At 69.5% G+C, this 17,073-nt stretch carries 13 protein-coding genes and 1 tRNA gene; 6 read left to right on the top strand and 8 right to left on the bottom strand.

Annotation, left to right across the window (positions count from 1 at the left end):
- Positions 1-442: 442 nt before the first annotated feature.
- Positions 443-2,527, top strand: coding sequence for a discoidin domain-containing protein (locus ACFWHU_RS13205; protein WP_387225140.1), 2,085 nt, complete (start codon positions 443-445; stop codon positions 2,525-2,527).
- Between the two features lie 155 nt (positions 2,528-2,682).
- Entirely contained in the window at positions 2,683-3,552 is an 870-nt protein-coding gene (locus ACFWHU_RS13200) for a TIGR03621 family F420-dependent LLM class oxidoreductase (RefSeq protein ID WP_387224927.1), read from the top strand.
- A gap of 81 nt (positions 3,553-3,633) precedes the next feature.
- Here the strand turns inward: ACFWHU_RS13200 and ACFWHU_RS13195 are convergent.
- The 4 genes from ACFWHU_RS13195 to ACFWHU_RS13180 form a co-directional block, all read right to left on the bottom strand.
- A tRNA-Ser gene (locus tag ACFWHU_RS13195) sits at positions 3,634-3,721 on the bottom strand.
- A gap of 31 nt (positions 3,722-3,752) precedes the next feature.
- Positions 3,753-4,196 (bottom strand): tRNA adenosine(34) deaminase TadA, encoded by a 444-nt coding sequence (gene tadA, locus ACFWHU_RS13190; RefSeq protein WP_385797029.1) that lies wholly within the window; start codon positions 4,194-4,196, stop codon positions 3,753-3,755.
- Positions 4,197-4,273: 77 nt separating this feature from the next.
- Positions 4,274-4,828, bottom strand: coding sequence for a hypothetical protein (locus ACFWHU_RS13185; protein ID WP_385796742.1), 555 nt, complete (start codon positions 4,826-4,828; stop codon positions 4,274-4,276).
- Positions 4,829-5,080: 252 nt separating this feature from the next.
- Positions 5,081-5,272, bottom strand: coding sequence for a hypothetical protein (locus ACFWHU_RS13180; RefSeq protein WP_385797031.1), 192 nt, complete (start codon positions 5,270-5,272; stop codon positions 5,081-5,083).
- Positions 5,273-5,541: 269 nt separating this feature from the next.
- On the opposite strand from ACFWHU_RS13180, the gene upp reads away from it, so the two are divergent.
- Positions 5,542-6,177, top strand: a complete 636-nt coding sequence (upp, locus tag ACFWHU_RS13175; protein ID WP_385796745.1) for a uracil phosphoribosyltransferase — start codon at positions 5,542-5,544, stop codon at positions 6,175-6,177.
- A gap of 58 nt (positions 6,178-6,235) precedes the next feature.
- Here the strand turns inward: upp and ACFWHU_RS13170 are convergent, their stop codons facing one another.
- The 4 genes from ACFWHU_RS13170 to ACFWHU_RS13155 form a co-directional block, all read right to left on the bottom strand.
- Complete coding sequence (locus ACFWHU_RS13170; RefSeq protein WP_385796748.1) at positions 6,236-6,877, bottom strand: LytR C-terminal domain-containing protein; 642 nt, start codon at positions 6,875-6,877, stop codon at positions 6,236-6,238.
- 188 nt (positions 6,878-7,065) lie between these two features.
- Entirely contained in the window at positions 7,066-7,368 is a 303-nt protein-coding gene (locus ACFWHU_RS13165) for a type II toxin-antitoxin system VapB family antitoxin (RefSeq protein WP_023540426.1), read from the bottom strand.
- 251 nt (positions 7,369-7,619) lie between these two features.
- Positions 7,620-9,170, bottom strand: a complete 1,551-nt coding sequence (locus ACFWHU_RS13160) for a M28 family metallopeptidase (RefSeq protein WP_385796750.1) — start codon at positions 9,168-9,170, stop codon at positions 7,620-7,622.
- A 145-nt stretch (positions 9,171-9,315) separates the two neighbouring features.
- Positions 9,316-9,930: an HhH-GPD-type base excision DNA repair protein gene (locus tag ACFWHU_RS13155; RefSeq protein ID WP_387224925.1), complete on the bottom strand. Its 615-nt coding sequence runs from the start codon at positions 9,928-9,930 to the stop codon at positions 9,316-9,318.
- A gap of 165 nt (positions 9,931-10,095) precedes the next feature.
- Between ACFWHU_RS13155 and ACFWHU_RS13150 the strand changes: the two genes are divergently transcribed.
- From ACFWHU_RS13150 to ACFWHU_RS13140, 3 genes are all read left to right on the top strand, one after another.
- Positions 10,096-12,405, top strand: a complete 2,310-nt coding sequence (locus ACFWHU_RS13150) for a germacradienol/geosmin synthase (RefSeq protein ID WP_387224924.1) — start codon at positions 10,096-10,098, stop codon at positions 12,403-12,405.
- A 71-nt stretch (positions 12,406-12,476) separates the two neighbouring features.
- Positions 12,477-14,645, top strand: coding sequence for a TerD family protein (locus ACFWHU_RS13145; protein WP_387224923.1), 2,169 nt, complete (start codon positions 12,477-12,479; stop codon positions 14,643-14,645).
- Positions 14,646-14,745: 100 nt separating this feature from the next.
- Positions 14,746-17,028 (top strand): protein kinase, encoded by a 2,283-nt coding sequence (locus ACFWHU_RS13140; protein WP_387224921.1) that lies wholly within the window; start codon positions 14,746-14,748, stop codon positions 17,026-17,028.
- Positions 17,029-17,073: the final 45 nt, after the last annotated feature.

Here is a 17,073-nt window from a genome sequence, read left to right as displayed (position 1 = left end):
GATCACCTGCGTGACCGCTTCTGGCCACACCGCATCGACGTCCGGTCCCCGCCGCCCGATCGGGGCGCTGTGCGGGACATGTGCCCGGCTCGCACCGTCAGGATCTGAACGGACACTCCGCAAGACATATCGCGAACCGGAGCAAATGCCCCGCCAGGTCGGTCAGTTGTTGATCGAAGGGCGGTCGGCGAAGGCCGGTTCGTGCACAACTCTTGACGTGTACGAAACACGGGAGAACCATCTGCCGTAACGAGAGAGCGCTCTCCGGGTTCTGCCCGATCTCTCCGTGTGCGTCCCGAACTCCCCCTCGTCGTCCGAGACTTCAGGAGACCTGCCCATGCACGCTCCGCTGTCCGTTGTACCGGTGTTCAGGAGACCCGCGTCGGTGCGCCGCCGCGGCATCGCCGCGTCCGTCGCCGCCACCCTGGTCGCCTCCCTGCTGATGCTCATCCCCGGCACCACCGCCGCGAGCGCCGCACCGACCCTGCTCTCCCAGGGCAAGCCGGTGACGGTCTCCAGTACGGAGAACGGCGGCACTCCCGCCACTGCCGCCGTCGACGGCGACAACGGCACCCGCTGGTCGAGCGCCGCCGCCGACCCGCAGTGGATCCGGATCGACCTCGGCTCCACGGTCGCGGTCAACCAGGTCGTGCTGCGCTGGGAGACCGCGTACGCCAAGGCGTACAAGATCGAGCTCTCCACGAACGGCACCACCTGGACCAGCGCGTACTCCACCACCACCGGCCCCGGTGGCAACGAGACGCTGAACATCTCCGGCGACGCCCGCTACGTACGGCTGACGGGCACCACCCGCGCCACCCAGTACGGCTACTCACTCTGGGAGTTCCAGGTCTACGGCGAGAGCGGCGGTCCCGGCGGTCCGATCCAGGGCGGCGGCGACCTCGGTCCCAACGTCAAGGTCTTCGACCCCTCGACGCCCAACATCCAGGGCACGCTCGACCAGATCTTCCAGCAGCAGGAGTCGGCCCAGTTCGGCACCGGCCGCTACCAACTGCTGTTCAAGCCGGGCACGTACAACAACCTCAACGCCCAACTCGGCTTCTACACCTCGATCTCCGGTCTCGGCCTGAAGCCCGACGACACGAACATCAACGGTGACGTGACCGTCGACGCCGGCTGGTTCAACGGCAACGCCACGCAGAACTTCTGGCGCTCGGCCGAGAACCTCGCGCTCAACCCGGTCAGCGGCAGCAACCGCTGGGCGGTCGCGCAGGCGGCGCCGTTCCGCCGTATGCACGTCAAGGGCGGACTGAACCTCGCGCCGAACGGATACGGCTGGGCCAGCGGCGGCTACATCGCCGACAGCAAGGTCGACGGCACCATCACGCCCTACTCCCAGCAGCAGTGGTACACCCGCGACAGCGCCATCGGCGGCTGGGGCAACGGCGTCTGGAACATGGCGTTCTCCGGGGTCGAGGGCGCGCCCGCGCAGTCCTTCCCGAACCCGCCGTACACGACGCTGAACAACACCCCGACCTCCCGCGAGAAGCCGTTCCTCTACCTGGACGGCAACACGTACAAGGTCTTCGTCCCGGCCAAGCGCACCAACGCGCGCGGCGTCTCCTGGAACGGCACCCCGCAGGGCGAGTCCCTGCCGCTCGACCAGTTCTACGTGGTCAAGCCGGGCGCCACGGCGGCCACGATCAACGCGGCACTCGCCCAGGGTCTGCACCTGCTCTTCACTCCGGGCATCTACCACGTCGACCAGTCGATCAACGTCAACCGGGCGAACACGGTGGTCCTCGGCCTCGGTTACGCCACGATCATCCCGGACAACGGGGTGACGGCGATGAAGGTCGCCGACGTCGACGGCGTGAAGCTGGCCGGCTTCCTGATCGACGCCGGACCGGTCAACTCCCCGACCCTGCTGGAGGTCGGCCCGCAGAACGCGTCGGCCGACCACTCCGCCAACCCGACGACCGTCCAGGACGTCTTCATCCGCATCGGCGGCGCGGGCCCCGGCAAGGCCACCACCAGCATGGTCGTCAACAGCGACGACACGATCATCGACCACACCTGGATCTGGCGGGCCGACCACGGTGAGGGCGTCGGCTGGGAGACCAACCGCGCCGACTACGGCCTCCAGGTGAACGGCGACGACGTGCTCGCGACCGGCCTGTTCGTCGAACACTTCAACAAGTACGACGTGCGGTGGAGCGGGGAGCGTGGCCGGACGATCTTCTTCCAGAACGAGAAGGCGTACGACGCCCCGAACCAGGCCGCCATCCAGAACGGGAGCATCCAGGGCTACGCCGGCTACAAGGTGGACGACTCGGTCGTCACCCATGAGGGCTGGGCGATGGGCAGCTACTGCAACTACACCTCCGACCCGAACATCCGTCAGGAGCACGGCTTCCAGGCGCCGGTGAAGCCAGGGGTGAAGTTCCACAACATCCTGGTCGTCTCGCTCGGCGGCATGGGCCAGTACAACCACGTGATCAACAGCATTGGATCGCCGACGTCGGGTACGTCGACGATCCCGTCGAACGTGGTCAACTTCCCGTAGTCGGACAGCGCGACACGTGACACCTCAGGGCCCGGCCTCTTCATGAAGAGGCCGGGCCCTGATCGCACGGAGGCCGCCGCGGCCGCTGCGCGCATCACGGGCAAAGGCGTTCGAAGTACGCTTTCTGGTACATCGCACTCATCGGGAGGAAGCCCATGCCCACCCGACCCTTCCGGTTCGGCGTCAGCATGCCGGCCATCGGATCGCGCTCCGCCTGGCAGGCCAGGGCCCGACAGGCCGAGGACCTCGGTTACGACGTACTCCAGGTCCCCGATCATCTGGGCACACCGGCCCCCTTCCCCGCCCTGGTCTCCGCCGCCGACGCGACCACCACCCTGCGGCTCGGCACCCTTGTCCTCAACGCCGGCTTCTACCGGCCCGCACTGCTGGCCAGGGACATCGCGGACACCGATCAGCTCACCGACGGACGGCTGGAGGTCGGCCTCGGCGCCGGATACGCACAGGCCGAGTTCCGTACGGCGGAGCTGCCGTACCCCCCTCCCGCGGACCGCGTCGTCCACCTGGCGCACACGGTCGCCGAACTGCACCGCATGTTCGCCACCCCGGACCGGCCGCCCAAGGTCCACCGGCACCCCACCCCACGGCTGATGCTGGGCGGCCTCGGCGACCGGGTGCTGCGGCTGGCCGCCCGCGAGGCCGACATCGTCGGCTTCCCGGTCATGGCACTGACGACCCCGCCGGGGGCGGACCCGCAGCAGGTCCTCGCGGACCGGGTCGCCCACGTCCGCGCCGAGGCGGGCGCGCGCCTCGGCGCCCTGGAGCTGCACCTGTTCGTGTCGGCGGTGGTCCTGACGGCCGCGGCCGAGGCCCTGACCCCGATCCGCCGGACGGCCCCGAACCTGACCGAGGACCAGATCCGCCGCCTCCCCAACGTCCTCGCGGGCCCGCCGGCGCAGCTCACCGAGACGCTGCACCGCTACCGCGAGACGTACGGTCTGAGCTACTTCTCGGTACGCGAGGAGCACATGACGGACTTCGCGAAGGTCATGGCCCACCTGCGCTGAACCGCCACACCGGCCCGGCGCCCCCGCCCCCGGCAACGCGAAGGGGCGGACCTCATGAGGTCCGCCCCTTCGTCGTACAAGCGGTAGCGGTGGGATTTGAACCCACGGTGACGGGTTACGCCACACTCGCTTTCGAGGCGAGCTCCTTCGGCCGCTCGGACACGCTACCGAGAGAGAGCTTAGCCCAAGGTGGCCCTTGCTCAGAAATCGATAACGCGGCGGTCCCGGAAGAAGTCCGTCAGCAGCTGTGAGCACTCGTCGGCGAGCACCCCGTGGATCACTTCAGGGCGGTGGTTGAGACGCCGGTCCCGTACGACGTCCCAGAGCGAGCCCGCCGCGCCCGCCTTCTCGTCGAGCGCCCCGTACACGACCCGCGCCACCCGCGACTGCACGAGCGCGCCCGCGCACATCGTGCACGGCTCCAGCGTCACCACGAGCGTGCAGCCGGTCAGCCGCCAGGCGCCGAGCTCCGCCGCCGCCCTGCGGATGGCCAGGACCTCCGCGTGCGCGGTGGGGTCGCCCGTCATCTCGCGTTCGTTGTGGCCGACGGAGAGCACCGAGCCGTCCGGGGACAGCACAACGGCACCGACCGGCACATCGCCGGCCGGAGCCGCGCGCGCGGCCTGTTCCAGGGCGAGGCGCATCGGCGCCCGCCACGGCTCACGCACCGGGTCGGCCGCCGGTTCGCTCGCCGGTTCGCCCACCGGGTCGTGCTCGGTCACTAGCGTGCGGTCTCCAGCACCTCGGAGGCGCCGAGCGCGTCCGCGATCTCGGACATGGCGTCGGTCTCCAGCGCCAGCAACTCCGCTTCCGACAGGCCCAGGTCCGCGAGGATCCCGCGGTCGCCCGCCGGTCCAGCGGGAACCGCTCCCGGTCCGGCCGCGACAGCGGGGCCGGTGCTGTCGTCCGTGTCGTCCGTGTCCTCCTGCTCTTCAGTCTCGCCGTCCTCGGTACCGTCGAGGTCCAGCGTGTCCAAGGCGTCGTCGAGGTCGTCATCGTCCCCGCCGAGCAATTCGTCCGTGAGGATCTCCCCGTACGAGGAGCGTGCGGCCATGGCCGCGTCGGAGACGTAGATGCGAGGATCCTCCTCGCCCTCCACGCGGAGCACGCCGAACCAGGCGTCCTCCTGCTCGATGAAGACGAGCACCGTGTCCTCGTCCACCGAGGCTTCGCGGGCCAGGTCGGTCAGATCCGACAAGGTCTCCACGTCGTCGAGCTCTGTGTCGCTCGCTTGCCATCCGTCTTCGGTGCGCGCGAGCAGTGCGGCGAAGTACACCGTGACTCTCCCACTGGTCAGAGGTGACGATTCGGCGGTGCGCTGCGCTCTGCCCCGCCCACTACTCGGAATCGTGGCAGAAAGCGGGCGATTGCGAGAGGTCTTCCGCCGTTGCGTCGTGCAGGCATTTTTTTGGACCGGTCCGGACGTATGCCTGGGCCGGGGGGTGACAGGCCGGTGGGGCGGGCGCCCGCGGGTGCCCAAGTGGCCGTCCCACGACGGCCGGAGGGCCGCCGGGTGACCGGCGTGCGACTACCAGCGGAAGGTCCGCATCCGCATCTGCTGGCGCATCCGGGCCGCGCGGGCCTGGCGAGGTTTCACCCGCTCGCGCAGGGCCTTGGCCTCGTTCAACTCCCTCAGGAACTGCGCACGCCTGCGCCGGCGGGCCGCGCCGCTCTCGTCGGAGTCGACATCGGCCGTGGGAACAGGTGGCGGGTCGGCTATGGGATCAGGCGTGGGTTCGGACCCCGGGGCGGGCGTGGCGTCCGCGTACGGGCGCGAGCTCGGCCGCGAGCCGTCCGGCCCTGCGTCGACCGCCCCGTCCCCGCCGCCCCGCTCCCGCGGATTACGCCGCTGCCGGTCCGGCATCGCCGCCTCACCACCCCACGACTTGGTTGGCTGTGTCCCCTGTGCGCGTGTCCATCCACCTTCCCTGCGAGCAGGGGATTGATGCCCGCGGGGGCCGTCGGCCGGGCCACGGTTACTGTGGAGCCATGCGGATTCACGTCGTCGACCACCCGTTGGTCGCGCACAAACTCACCACTCTGCGCGACAAGCGCACCGACTCCCCTACCTTCCGACGCCTCGCCGACGAGCTGGTCACCCTGCTCGCGTACGAGGCCACCAGGGACGTGCGCACCGAGCAGGTCGACATCGAGACTCCGGTGACGCCGACCACGGGTGTGAAGCTCTCCTACCCGCGGCCGCTCGTGGTGCCGATCCTCCGGGCCGGTCTCGGCATGCTCGACGGCATGGTGCGGCTGCTCCCGACCGCCGAGGTCGGTTTCCTCGGGATGATCCGTAACGAGGAGACGCTTCAGGCGTCGACGTACGCGACCCGGATGCCCGAGGACCTCTCGGGCCGCCAGGTGTACGTCCTGGACCCGATGCTGGCCACCGGCGGCACGCTGGTCGCGGCGATCCGTGAGCTCATCAAGCGCGGCGCCGACGACGTGACGGCCGTGGTGCTGCTCGCGGCGCCCGAGGGCGTCGAGGTGATGGAGCGCGAGCTGGCGGGCACGCCGGTGACGGTCGTCACGGCGGCGGTCGACGAGCGGCTCAACGAACGCGGGTACATCGTGCCGGGGCTGGGCGACGCGGGTGACCGTATGTACGGAACGGTCGACTAGGTCCTGTCGGGCAAGGCAGGACCCAGGACGGGGCAGGGCCTGAGGCGAAGACTTCCCCCTAGCCCTTGTGGTCGCAGGCGCCGCCGGGTGCGGGCCTGGTCAGGATGGCCAGGGCCCGCTCGGCGTCCTTCTGCACGCTCAGGCTCTTGAAGGCCGTGCCGAGCAGCAGGTCGACGTCCCTGGTCTTCCGCTCGTCGTGCTGGGGCTTCGCGCCCTTCAACTGGGCGCCGAGCACCGTGAAGGAGCTGTCGGCCGCGGCCGGGGCGCCGAGCAGTATCCCGGTGCCGGGGATCTTCTTGTCGAACGCCGCCGGTGCGTTGCCCACCTTGCCGATGACGAAGCCGCGCTTCTTGAGCTCGTCGGCGGTGGTCTTGGCGAGTCCGGCGCGCGGCGTCGCGTTGTAGATGTTGACCGTGATCTGGGCCGGCTTCGGCAGCGTCTTGACGGGTGCCGCGGACGGGGACGGTTTGCAGTCGGGCTCGCGGCCCGACGCTGTCGTCGTTTTCTTCTCCGATCCGTCGTCCGCCGTGAACACGTCGATGAGCTGTACGGTCCCCCAGCCGGCGAGGCCGAGGGCGACGACTGTGGCGATGGCCGCGAGCACGATCCTGCGGCGGTTCCGGGGGCGACGCATGCGGGGGTACTTGGCACCCGTAATGCGATATTTGCCGCCCATGCCAGGGGGGGTGAGCATGCTCATGGCCGCAGCGTAGTGCGCGCCGGTAGTGATTCCTACTAAATGATCAACAGGTCGGGCCTCTGGAGGCCGGAAAGACCCCGAAAGGCTCAGTCCCGAGTCGGTTGAGTCCCCGTCAGCCTGTTGGTCGGCCCACTGGCCGGTCGGTCAGTCAGGCTCACCGATGGGTCGACGGCCGGCGGCCGGTCGGTTCAGCCCAGGTCCAGTTCGAGCACGCGGGCGTGCAGTACCTGCCGCTGCTGGAGTGCCGCGCGGACCGCGCGGTGGAGGCCGTCCTCCAGGTACAGGTCGCCCTGCCATTTGACGACATGCGCGAAGAGGTCTCCGTAGAAGGTCGAGTCCTCGGCGAGCAGCGTCTCCAGATCCAGTTGCCCCTTCGTGGTGACGAGCTGGTCGAGGCGGACCGGGCGCGGCGCGACATCCGCCCACTGCCGGGTACTTTCCCGGCCATGGTCGGGGTACGGTCGCCCATTTCCGATGCGCTTGAAGATCACACGGAAAGCCTACCGGGCGAGCGCCTCCGGGCGCAGCCATGGCGCGGTGGCGCAAAGGGATCCATACGGGTCAAAGTAGGAGAGACGTATGAGTGGAACCGCCCCGTCCGGTGACGTCGCCGCCCATATCGCCTCCTGAGGAGGCCCGAGCGCGAACGGCGGGCGTCGAGGGAACCCGCTCCCTCGACGCCCGCCGTGAATACCCGCCGTGAGTGGCTGTCAGGCTGTGGGTGACTCGGACCGACCGGGTGTCAGGCCCTGGTCTCCTGCCCGTGCTCGTGGTCGTGGGCGTTCGACGCGCCGACGCCGGTGTCGCCACCCGTGGTGCGCTCCGTCTTGGCCGTGGACTGCGTCTTGGCCTTCGCGGTGAGCGGGCTCAGGTCGTGGGCGTACTGGCCCACGGCGTTGGCGATGACGTCGATGTTGACGTCGAACGCCTCCTTGTTGATGTTGTCCAGGTCGTCGCAGGCCGCGTGGTAGCAGGGGTCGTACGCGACTCCGGCCTCGCCGCCGAACTTCGCCGCCTGCGCCTCGGTCTTGATGCCCTCGGCGCCGGTGAAGGTTCCCCCGGAGGGGATGCCGACCTCGATGAACGGCCCGTAGTCGGAGCGGCCGGTGAAGTCGGTGCCCTCGTGCGGGTAGTCCTTGCTGTCGAGGAAGTCGGTGATGCCCTTCTCCAACTGCGCCGAGCCCTCCGGCCCCGGGCCCTCGCCGACGGCGTCCGAGTCGTCGCCGTCGTAGACGAACTGGCCGAAGTTCGGCGAGGCGATCATGTCGAAGTTCAGGTAGAGCTTGATCTGTTCGGCCTGCTCGGGGCTGAGGCCCTTGACGTAGTCCTCGGCGCCGAGCAGCCCCAGCTCCTCCGCAGACCACCAGGCGAAGCGCACCTTGTTGGCGGTCTTCTCGCGGGACTTGGCGAGATCCAGGGCGACTTCCAGCAGACCGGCGGAGCCGGACGCGTTGTCGTTGATGCCCGCGCCCTCGGTGACGGAGTCCAGGTGGGAGCCGAGCATCACCGTGTTGGCCGCGTTGCCGCCCTTGGTCTCGGCGATGACGTTGCGGGTGGTGCGCTTCTCCTGGAGCTGACGGATGTCCAGGGCGACCGTGACGGGGCCCGCCGCGGCCTCGGCGGCGAGCTTCGCGCCCTCGGCCTGCGTCACACCGCCGGTCGGGATCCTGGCCGCGGCCGGGTCGCCCAGGGTGCCGCTGAGGGCGCCCTCGGTGTTGTTCGAGACGATCGCGGCGACCGCGCCCGCGGCGGCCGCCGTCTGCTGCTTCGTGGCGAAGTCGCAGCCGCCGCGCTGGATGAGCGCGATCTTGCCGGTGAAGGCTCCGGCGGCGTAGTCGGTGGCCTCGCAGCCGGTGGTGGCGTCGACCGGCACGACGGCGAGGTCGGCCTCGATACCTCCCACGGGCGTCGACTTCGTGTACGACATGGCCGTGATCTCGGAGTCGCGCGGCGTCGGCGCGGTGACCTTCAGCGTCTCGGCCCGCGTCTCGATGTACGTGAACTCGAAGCTGTCGTACGAGACGTCGTAACCGGCCTTCTTAAGGAGGCTGTAGACGTACGCGGCGGAGGCGTCGTGGCCGAGCGAGCCCGCGGCGCGGTGGCCGTCGGCGGAGTCGGCGATGTCCTGGAACTTCTTCAGGTGCTTGTACGCGTCCTTGCCGGACGCCTCCTTGACGAGCTTCTTGGAAAGCTTCGCCGCGTCCTTCGCCGGGTCGGGCCTGTTGTGGGCGGAGGCGGAGGATGCGGACAGCAGAAGCGGGGCCGCGAGCGCGGTGGCGGCTGCGACTGCCATGAGTCTGCGGGACGTTGCGTTCACAGGGGTCCTTCCGATGCGAACGAATGCGAGCGGTGCGGAGTGAAGCTAAGGAAAGTTAGCGACCAGGGGTGCCCCAGGGGAACAGATGTGCCACAAGTCGTGCACTCGCGCCCGCGTCCGCTCAGCTCTTGGCGCGGCTCGGGGGGCTCATGGCCGCCTTCGCCGCCTTGGCGGCACGCTTGGCCTCCTGCTTGTGCTCGCGGACCTTGGCCAGGGTCTCGGGCCCCGTGATGTCCGCCGCCGAGCGGTACGAGCCCTCGTCGCCGTACGCGCCGGCGGCCTCGCGCCAGCCCTCGGGCCGTACGCCGTACTGCTTGCCGAGCAGGGCCAGGAAGATCTGCGACTTCTGCTTGCCGTAGCCGGGGAGTTCGGTCAGCCGCTTGAACAGCTGGGCGCCGGTGGCGGCGTCCTTCCACACCGCGGCGGCGTCGCCGTCGTAGTGCGCGACCAGGAACTGGCAGAGCTGCTGCACGCGCTTGGCCATGGACGCCGGGTAGCGGTGCACGGCCGGCTTCTCCGAGAGCAGCGCGGCGAAGGCCTCGGGGTCGTACACCGCGATCGCGTGCGCGTCCAGATCGTCACCCCCCATGCGTACGGCGATGGCGTACGGCCCCGAGAAGGCCCATTCCATGGGCACCTGCTGGTCCAGCAGCATGCCGACCAGCGCGGCCAGCGGGCTGCGGCTGAGGAGTTCGTCGGCCTCGGGCTGCTGTGCGATCCGAATCGTGGTGCTCATGGGCAGATGGTGGACCGGGAGGCGGAAAATTTCACGGAGGCCACGCCCTGACGGTGTGTTCATATGACTGTTTTATGGCGCGGATGGCGGTACGTGGCGAGGGGTAGAGCTGGACACGGACAGCTGCCGGAGTCCTCCGGAATCCTCGGGAAAGGCCGCGCACCAGTGACACAGCCCTTCGAACTGCCGGATTTCTACATGCCTTATCCGGCGCGTATCAATCCCCGTCTGGAGGAGGCCAGGGAGCACTCCCGGACATGGGCCAGGGAGATGGGGATGCTGGAGGGCTCCGGCATCTGGGAGCAGAGCGATCTCGACGCGCACGACTACGCGCTGCTGTGCGCCTACACCCATCCCGACTGCACAGGGCCGCAGTTGTCGCTGGTCACCGACTGGTATGTGTGGGTCTTCTTCTTCGACGACCACTTCCTGGAGATCTTCAAGCGGACGCAGGACCGGGAGGGCGGCAAGGCGTATCTGGACCGGCTCCCGGCGTTCATGCCGATGGATCTCGCCGACGGGTTTCCCGAGCCGACGAATCCGGTCGAGGCGGGACTCGCCGACCTCTGGAAGCGCACGGTCCCCTCGATGTCCCTGGACTGGCGGGCCCGGTTCGCCGAGAGCACGGAGAATCTTCTCAACGAATCCCTCTGGGAGCTCGCGAACATCAACGCCGAGCGGATCTCGAATCCCGTCGAGTACATCGAGATGCGCCGCAAGGTCGGCGGGGCACCGTGGTCGGCCGGACTCATCGAGTACGCGGCGGGTGCGGAGGTGCCGGCCGAGATCGCCGATTCACGTCCGATGCGGGTCCTGCGCGACACGTTCTCCGACGGGGTCCATCTGCGGAACGACCTCTTCTCGTACCAGCGGGAGATCGAGGAGGAGGGCGAGCTGAGCAACGGCGTCCTCGTCCTGGAGACGTTCCTGAAATGCACGACACAGGAGGCGGCCGACGCGGTCAACGACCTGCTGACCTCCCGCCTCCACCAGTTCGAGAACACGGCACTGACGGAGCTGGGCCCGCTCTTCGTGGAGAAGGGCATCGACCCGGTCGCGGCGGCCGGGACCCTGGCGTATGTGAAGGGCCTGCAGGACTGGCAGTCCGGCGGCCACGAGTGGCACATGCGCTCCAGCCGGTACATGAACGGCGTGGACGCGGGCGGGGGCGCGGCGTCCGATGAGACGGCGGGCCCGCTGTTCTCGCTGACGCCGGTCGGGCGCGGGACGGCGGCGTCGGACTATCTCAAGAGCCTCACCAACGGCTCCCCCGCCAGGGTTCGCCGCCACAGCCACGTCCCGTACCAGCGCGTGGGGCCCTCGATCCTGCCCGCGTTCGAGATGCCGTTCGAGGCGAGGCTCAGCCCGCACCTGGAGGCGTCGCGCGAGCACAGCGTGGCGTGGGCGCGCCGGATGGGCATCCTGGAGGCGCAGCCCGGTATCCCCGGCTCGGACGTCTGGGACGAGGACCGGATCCGCCGCGTCGACGTCCCGCTGTGCGCGGCCGGCATCCACCCCGACGCGACCCCCGAAGGGCTCGACCTGACGTCGGACTGGCTGGCCTGGGGGACGTACGGCGACGACTTCTTCCCCGTCGTCTACGGCAACAGCCGCAATCTGGCGGCGGCGAAGGTCTGCAACGAACGGCTGTCGCTGTTCATGCCGATCGAGACGCTCGACACCCCGCCACCGCTCAGCGCGCTGGAGCGCGGCCTGGCCGACCTGTGGGTCCGTACGGCGGGCCCGATGGACACGGACGCCCGCCGGACTTTCCGCGCGTCCGTCGAGGACATGACGGCGAGCTGGGTCTGGGAGCTGACCAACCAGATCCAGAACCGCATCCCGGACCCCGTCGACTACATCGAGATGCGCCGCGCGACCTTCGGCTCCAACATGACGATGAGCCTGTGCCGCATCGGCCACAGCGACGTCGTGCCTCCGGAGATCTACCGCAGCGGCCCGATGAAGTCCCTGGAGAACGCGGCACAGGACTACGCCTGCCTGATGAACGACCTCTTCTCGTACCAGAAGGAGATCGAGTTCGAGGGCGAGGTCCACAACGGCGTCCTCGTGGTGCAGTCCTTCTTCAACTGCGACTACCCGACGGGCGTCGCCATCGTCCATGACCTGATGAAGGGCCGCATGCGCCAGTTCCAGCATGTCGCGGCCAACGAACTCCCAGTCCTGTACGACGACTTCGGCCTCGACGCCGAGGCGCGCGCGGTCCTCGACGGGTACGTGAAGGAGCTGGAGAACTGGCTGTCCGGCATCCTCGTCTGGCACGACGGCTGCCACCGCTACAAGGAGGAGGACCTGCTCCGCGACCGCGCGGGCATCACACGCTGGCTCCCCCCGACCCTCAGGGGCCCAGGCACGTCGGCGACGCGAATCCACCTCCCGGCGCCGCCGACGCCGCCGGGCAGCCGTGGCCCGGAGCAGGAAATGGTTGTTCCAATTGCCGCAAGTGCGCAGTGAGTTGGTTACTTCGGGCGCTAAGGTTCACTTCTCGCACCGTGAAGATTCGGTGTGTTTATGGGGGTGGAAGCGTGTACGAGATGGTCAAGGGGGCCAACACCGGACTGGCGGTCCTGAGCGAGGACACCGAGTCCGTGCGGGTGGGGCTGAGCTGGAGCAGCGAGGAGGGTGACGGGGACGCGGACGTCTCGGTGCTGCTCCTCGGCGACGGGGGGAAGGTCCGCGGTGACGCCGACTTCCTCTTCTACAACAATCCGCTTGCCGCCGACGGCAGTGTGCAGTTGCTCGGGAAGACGCCGACGGACAGCGGCAGTGAGGACCGGATCAGCCTGGATCTGCACACGATGGCGCCGGATGTCGAGCGCGTCGTCGTGGCGGCGAGCCGGTACGACGACGCGCGGTTCGGCGACCTCAACGGGTTACGGCTGACGGTTGCCGACCGAACCGGTGAGGATCTGCTGGGGTTCTCCATCGAGGACGCGAGCACGGAGAGCGCCTTCGTCTTCGGCGAGTTCTACCGGCGCGGCGGCGAGTGGAAGTTCCGGGCGGTCGGACAGGGCTACGAGACCGGGCTGGCGGGCCTGGCCACCGACTTCGGCATCGATGTGGACGACGCGGAGCCGGGAGCGGACCTGGAGCCGGGCGTGGACGCGGGTCCTGGCATGGACGCGGTTCCGGGCGTTGAGACGGATGCGGGCGCTGCGGCGGGCGCCGGCGAGGTGGGGTCCGTCGTCGCTCCGGTGGCCCTGTCGGGCGAGGGGGCCCTGGCGGCGGTCGCCACCGTTCCCTCCGCGGCCATTCCGGCACAGGTGGCGGGCGAGAGCGCCGCACCCGCGGCGCCCGGGAAGGAAGAAGCTGTGGCGCCGCCGCCCGTACGACGGCCGCGTACGGTCAAGAAGAAGGTGACGATCCCGAAGGTCACCAAGAAGTCCCTGGCCGAGAACGACTCGTGGCGACCGGCCCGCCTCTTCCCCGTGCCGTCGCTCAAGAACGACCGGGAGCGCGAGACGCGGGCGACTTCGGTCCTGCTGTCGGTGATGACGCAGGTTCCCGAGTTCGGGCGCCGGCTCACCGCCCCGTTCGGCGCCCCGGTGGGGCGGATGGAGACGTTCACCGAAGTGCTCCTGCGGCACGGCGATACGCCGAAACGTCCCGACGGTGTCATTCGCGTGGAGCGGGCAGGCAAGTTGTGGACGGCGCTGGTCGAGACGAAGACCAACGGCAATCCGCTCAGGGCCCAGCAGGTCCAGGACTACATGGACATCGCCGCCCGGCGTGGCTACGAAGCGGTCATCACCCTCTGCAACGACGTCGCGCTGGAGGGCAGCCCGCTCGTCGATGTGCGGATCGACGGCCGCCGCAAGCACAAGGTCGTGCTCTGGCATCTCTCCTGGGCCGAGGTCGCCCACCAGGCCCAGATGCTGATCCGGCACGAAGGCGTCGGCAACGCCGCGCACGCCTGGCTGTTGCAGGAGTTGCTCCACTACCTCCAGCACGAGAACTCCGGCTGCCACGGCTTCCAGAACATGGGTCCGGCATGGGTGCCGGTACGCAAGAGCATCGACGACGAGACGCTGTGCCAGGGCGACCCGCGGGCCGTGGACGTGGTGGAGAGCTGGGAGCGTCTCGTACGACAGGTGTGCCTGCGACTCGGCGGTGAACTCGGCCAGAAGGTCCTGCCCGTGCGCCGTGTCAGACGCGCCTCCGACCCCCACGCGCGGCGCGCCGTACTGGCTGATCTGCTGTGCCACGAGGGGCGGTTGTCCGCCGAGCTGCGCATCGAGGGAACGCCCGGCATTCTCGCGCTCGCCGCCGATCTGCGAACCGGCAAGCTGCGCACGTCGATGGACGTTCCGGTGCCCGACCACGGCTCTCCGCTGATCTCGGCGAAGCGTCTGATCAGGCAGCTCGCGGACGCGCCCGCGGATCTGCACGTGCAGACGCTCGTGGGCGGAGGCGGGGACGGACCGCGCGGGACGTTGGAGCGGCTGCGTCCCGAACCGGCCGACCTCCTGCCGAAGGGCGAGGCGCGGAGCGATGTGGAGATCACCGGCTTCCGGCTGTCCCTGTTCAAGGGCATGGGCAATACGCGCGGCAACACCGAATCCGGCTTCATTCGCAGTGTCGACGATGCCGTGGACCGCTTCTGCGCGAGCGTTGTCGCGCCCCTCGAACGGCGTCCCGCCCGAAGGGCGCAGCCGGAGCGGCAGGGATCCGAACCGGTGCCGGCGGCTGGTTGATGCCGGGCGGGTGAGGGGAGTTGGGGGTCGATGGCCCCCACACGCGGAATGAAAGAGAGGGATACGCTCGCCCCCAGGTCTGTGGAGGGGGAGTGGCATCGTGCGGGGGCGGTTGCTGAGCGGGCGTTACGAGTTGGGGGAGTTGCTCGGGGCCGGCGGGATGGGGGAGGTCTGGCGGGCGCGGGACCGCGAGTTGGGGCGGGAGGTCGCCGTAAAGCTGCTGCTCGCGCCCGGAGGTGACGGGGAGCGGCGGGAGCAGTTGGCTCGGTTCCGGCGGGAGGCGCGGGCCGTGGCCTCGCTGGACAGTCCGCACATCGTCGCCGTACACGACCACGGTACGGACGGCGACAGCCCGTACCTGGTGATGGCGCTGGTGGACGGCCGTACGCTGCACGACGTCCTCGCCGAGAGCGGGCGCGTGACCGTGGCGGACGCGCTGGGCTGGACCATCGATGTGTGCCGGGGGCTGGAGGTCGCGCACGCGGCGGGAATCGTGCACCGCGACATCAAGCCGGCCAACATCATGGTCACGGGCGAGGGCGTCGCCAAGGTCGTGGACTTCGGCATCGCCAAGTACACCGAGGCCCGGTCCAGCGATCCGCAGCTCACCCAGACCGGGCAGGCGCCGTTCGGCAGCGTGCTGTACATGGCGCCCGAGCGTTTTCAGCAGCGGAACGGTGACGGGCGTACGGATCTCTACGCACTGGGGTGCGTTCTGTACGAACTCCTCGTCGGGCGACCGCCGTTCGTCGGTCACGCCGCCGGGATCATGTACAACCACCTGAACGACGAGCCGTTGCGGCCGAGCCGTGCGCGGGCCGAACTCGGTCCCGACATGGACCGGTTGATTCTCTCGCTGATGGCCAAGGACCCCGACGACCGGCCGTCGGGCGCGCGTGCGGCGCGGGAAGCGCTGGAGCTGGTGCGGTCGTCGGTGGTGGGGTCGCGGGACGAGTCCGGGGGCGAGGTCGAGGCGGTGGCCGAGGCTGTGGGCGCCGTCGCGGCTGCGCCCGAGCCCGAGGACGAGCGTCCGCCTGCTCCGGTCGCCCCCGTCCCCGCTCCCGCCCCTCGTCCGCACTTCGTCGCGAAAGTCTCCGCCCCGCCCCCGCCTCCGGCAGCCGCACGGCGTCGTCCACGCAACGCCCTCGTCGGGGCCGCCGTGGCGCTCGTCGTGCTCGGCATACCGACCGGGTTCGCGATCTCCTCGTCTTCGTCGTCCTCGTCGTCCTCGTCCGGCGGGTCCTTGCCGGTCGAAGGTCCCAGTGCGGCGGTGGCGGACCAGTACGTCGTCGGTGTCCCGTACGACTGGTCCCTCGACGAGCAGCACGGCGAGGAGCGCGTGGCGATCGTCGAGGCCGCGTTCAAGGACGCGGCGCGCGCGTCGGGCGAGAAGCTGCCGGTGCGCGTCGTCCCGGTCAAGGACGACCAGGAGACCCCGGCGACCGAGCTGCTGAAGAAGTACCCGGGCATGATCGCCCTGGTCGGTGATGTCAGCAGCGTCGACGGCGTCGAGACGGACTTCGACCAGGGCATGGCCGCCGTCGACACCTGCAAGGGAGGCTCGGGCCCGGACTTCGCCTTCGGCATGATGCCGTCGAAGTTCGACATGGGCGCGCAGGAAGGCCGCTATCTGACGGGCGCGTACGGCGTGAAGAAGGTGATCGTCGGCTCCGACTTCAACTGGGACGACGACATGGCCGAGGACGATCCGAACTACCGCACGCTCGGGCACGGGCTGCGCGAAGCCGGTATCGACGCCGTCGAGTCCGTGGACTACCCCGAGGACATGGACGAGGAGGACGTCGCCCGGGACGTCGGCGAGCAGCGGCCGGACACCGTCACACTGCCCAACGCCCGGCAACGCGAGGGCTGGGTCGACGCCCTTGAGAAGTCCGGGCAGTTGATGGTCGTGCAGGAGGACTACGAAGCGTCCTGCGACACCGACGACGATCACGAATACACCGACAAGGAAGACAAGTTGGTGCCGGACGGCACGTTGCGCTTCCGGTCCTTCCATGACGAGCGCCAGCCGAAGGCCGACTGCGAGCTGTTCCCGAAGCTCTGCACGAGTCCGGCCGCGCTGCGGAAGATGTTCGAGGTGCGGGGCGGGGTCGAGCTGTACGACGGCGCGCTCGTGCTCGCCGCCGGGATCGGGAAGGTGATGGACGACGGGGCCCTGCCGGAGCCGGACGGGACTACGGACACCGATCCCGGGCTCGCGCGGGCCTCGCTCAGGAAGGCCGTGGACGGCGTCGACGTCAAGGGGTTGCTGGGCCGCTACCGCTTCAAGGACCACCAGGCGCTGAGCCGGCCGGTGTGGATCGATGTCCGTGAGAAGGGCGAGTGGAAGCAGCTGGGGACGGTCGGCAGCCTGACCGGCTGAGTCGCGGACCGGCCGAGCGGCTCACTCGCTGCGTTGCTGGTTCGG

Source organism: Streptomyces sp. NPDC060366 (assembly GCF_042725135.1).
GTDB lineage: Bacteria > Actinomycetota > Actinomycetes > Streptomycetales > Streptomycetaceae > Streptomyces.
Note: the sequence above shows the minus strand (reverse complement) of the source record. Positions and strands in the feature narration are given on the sequence as shown.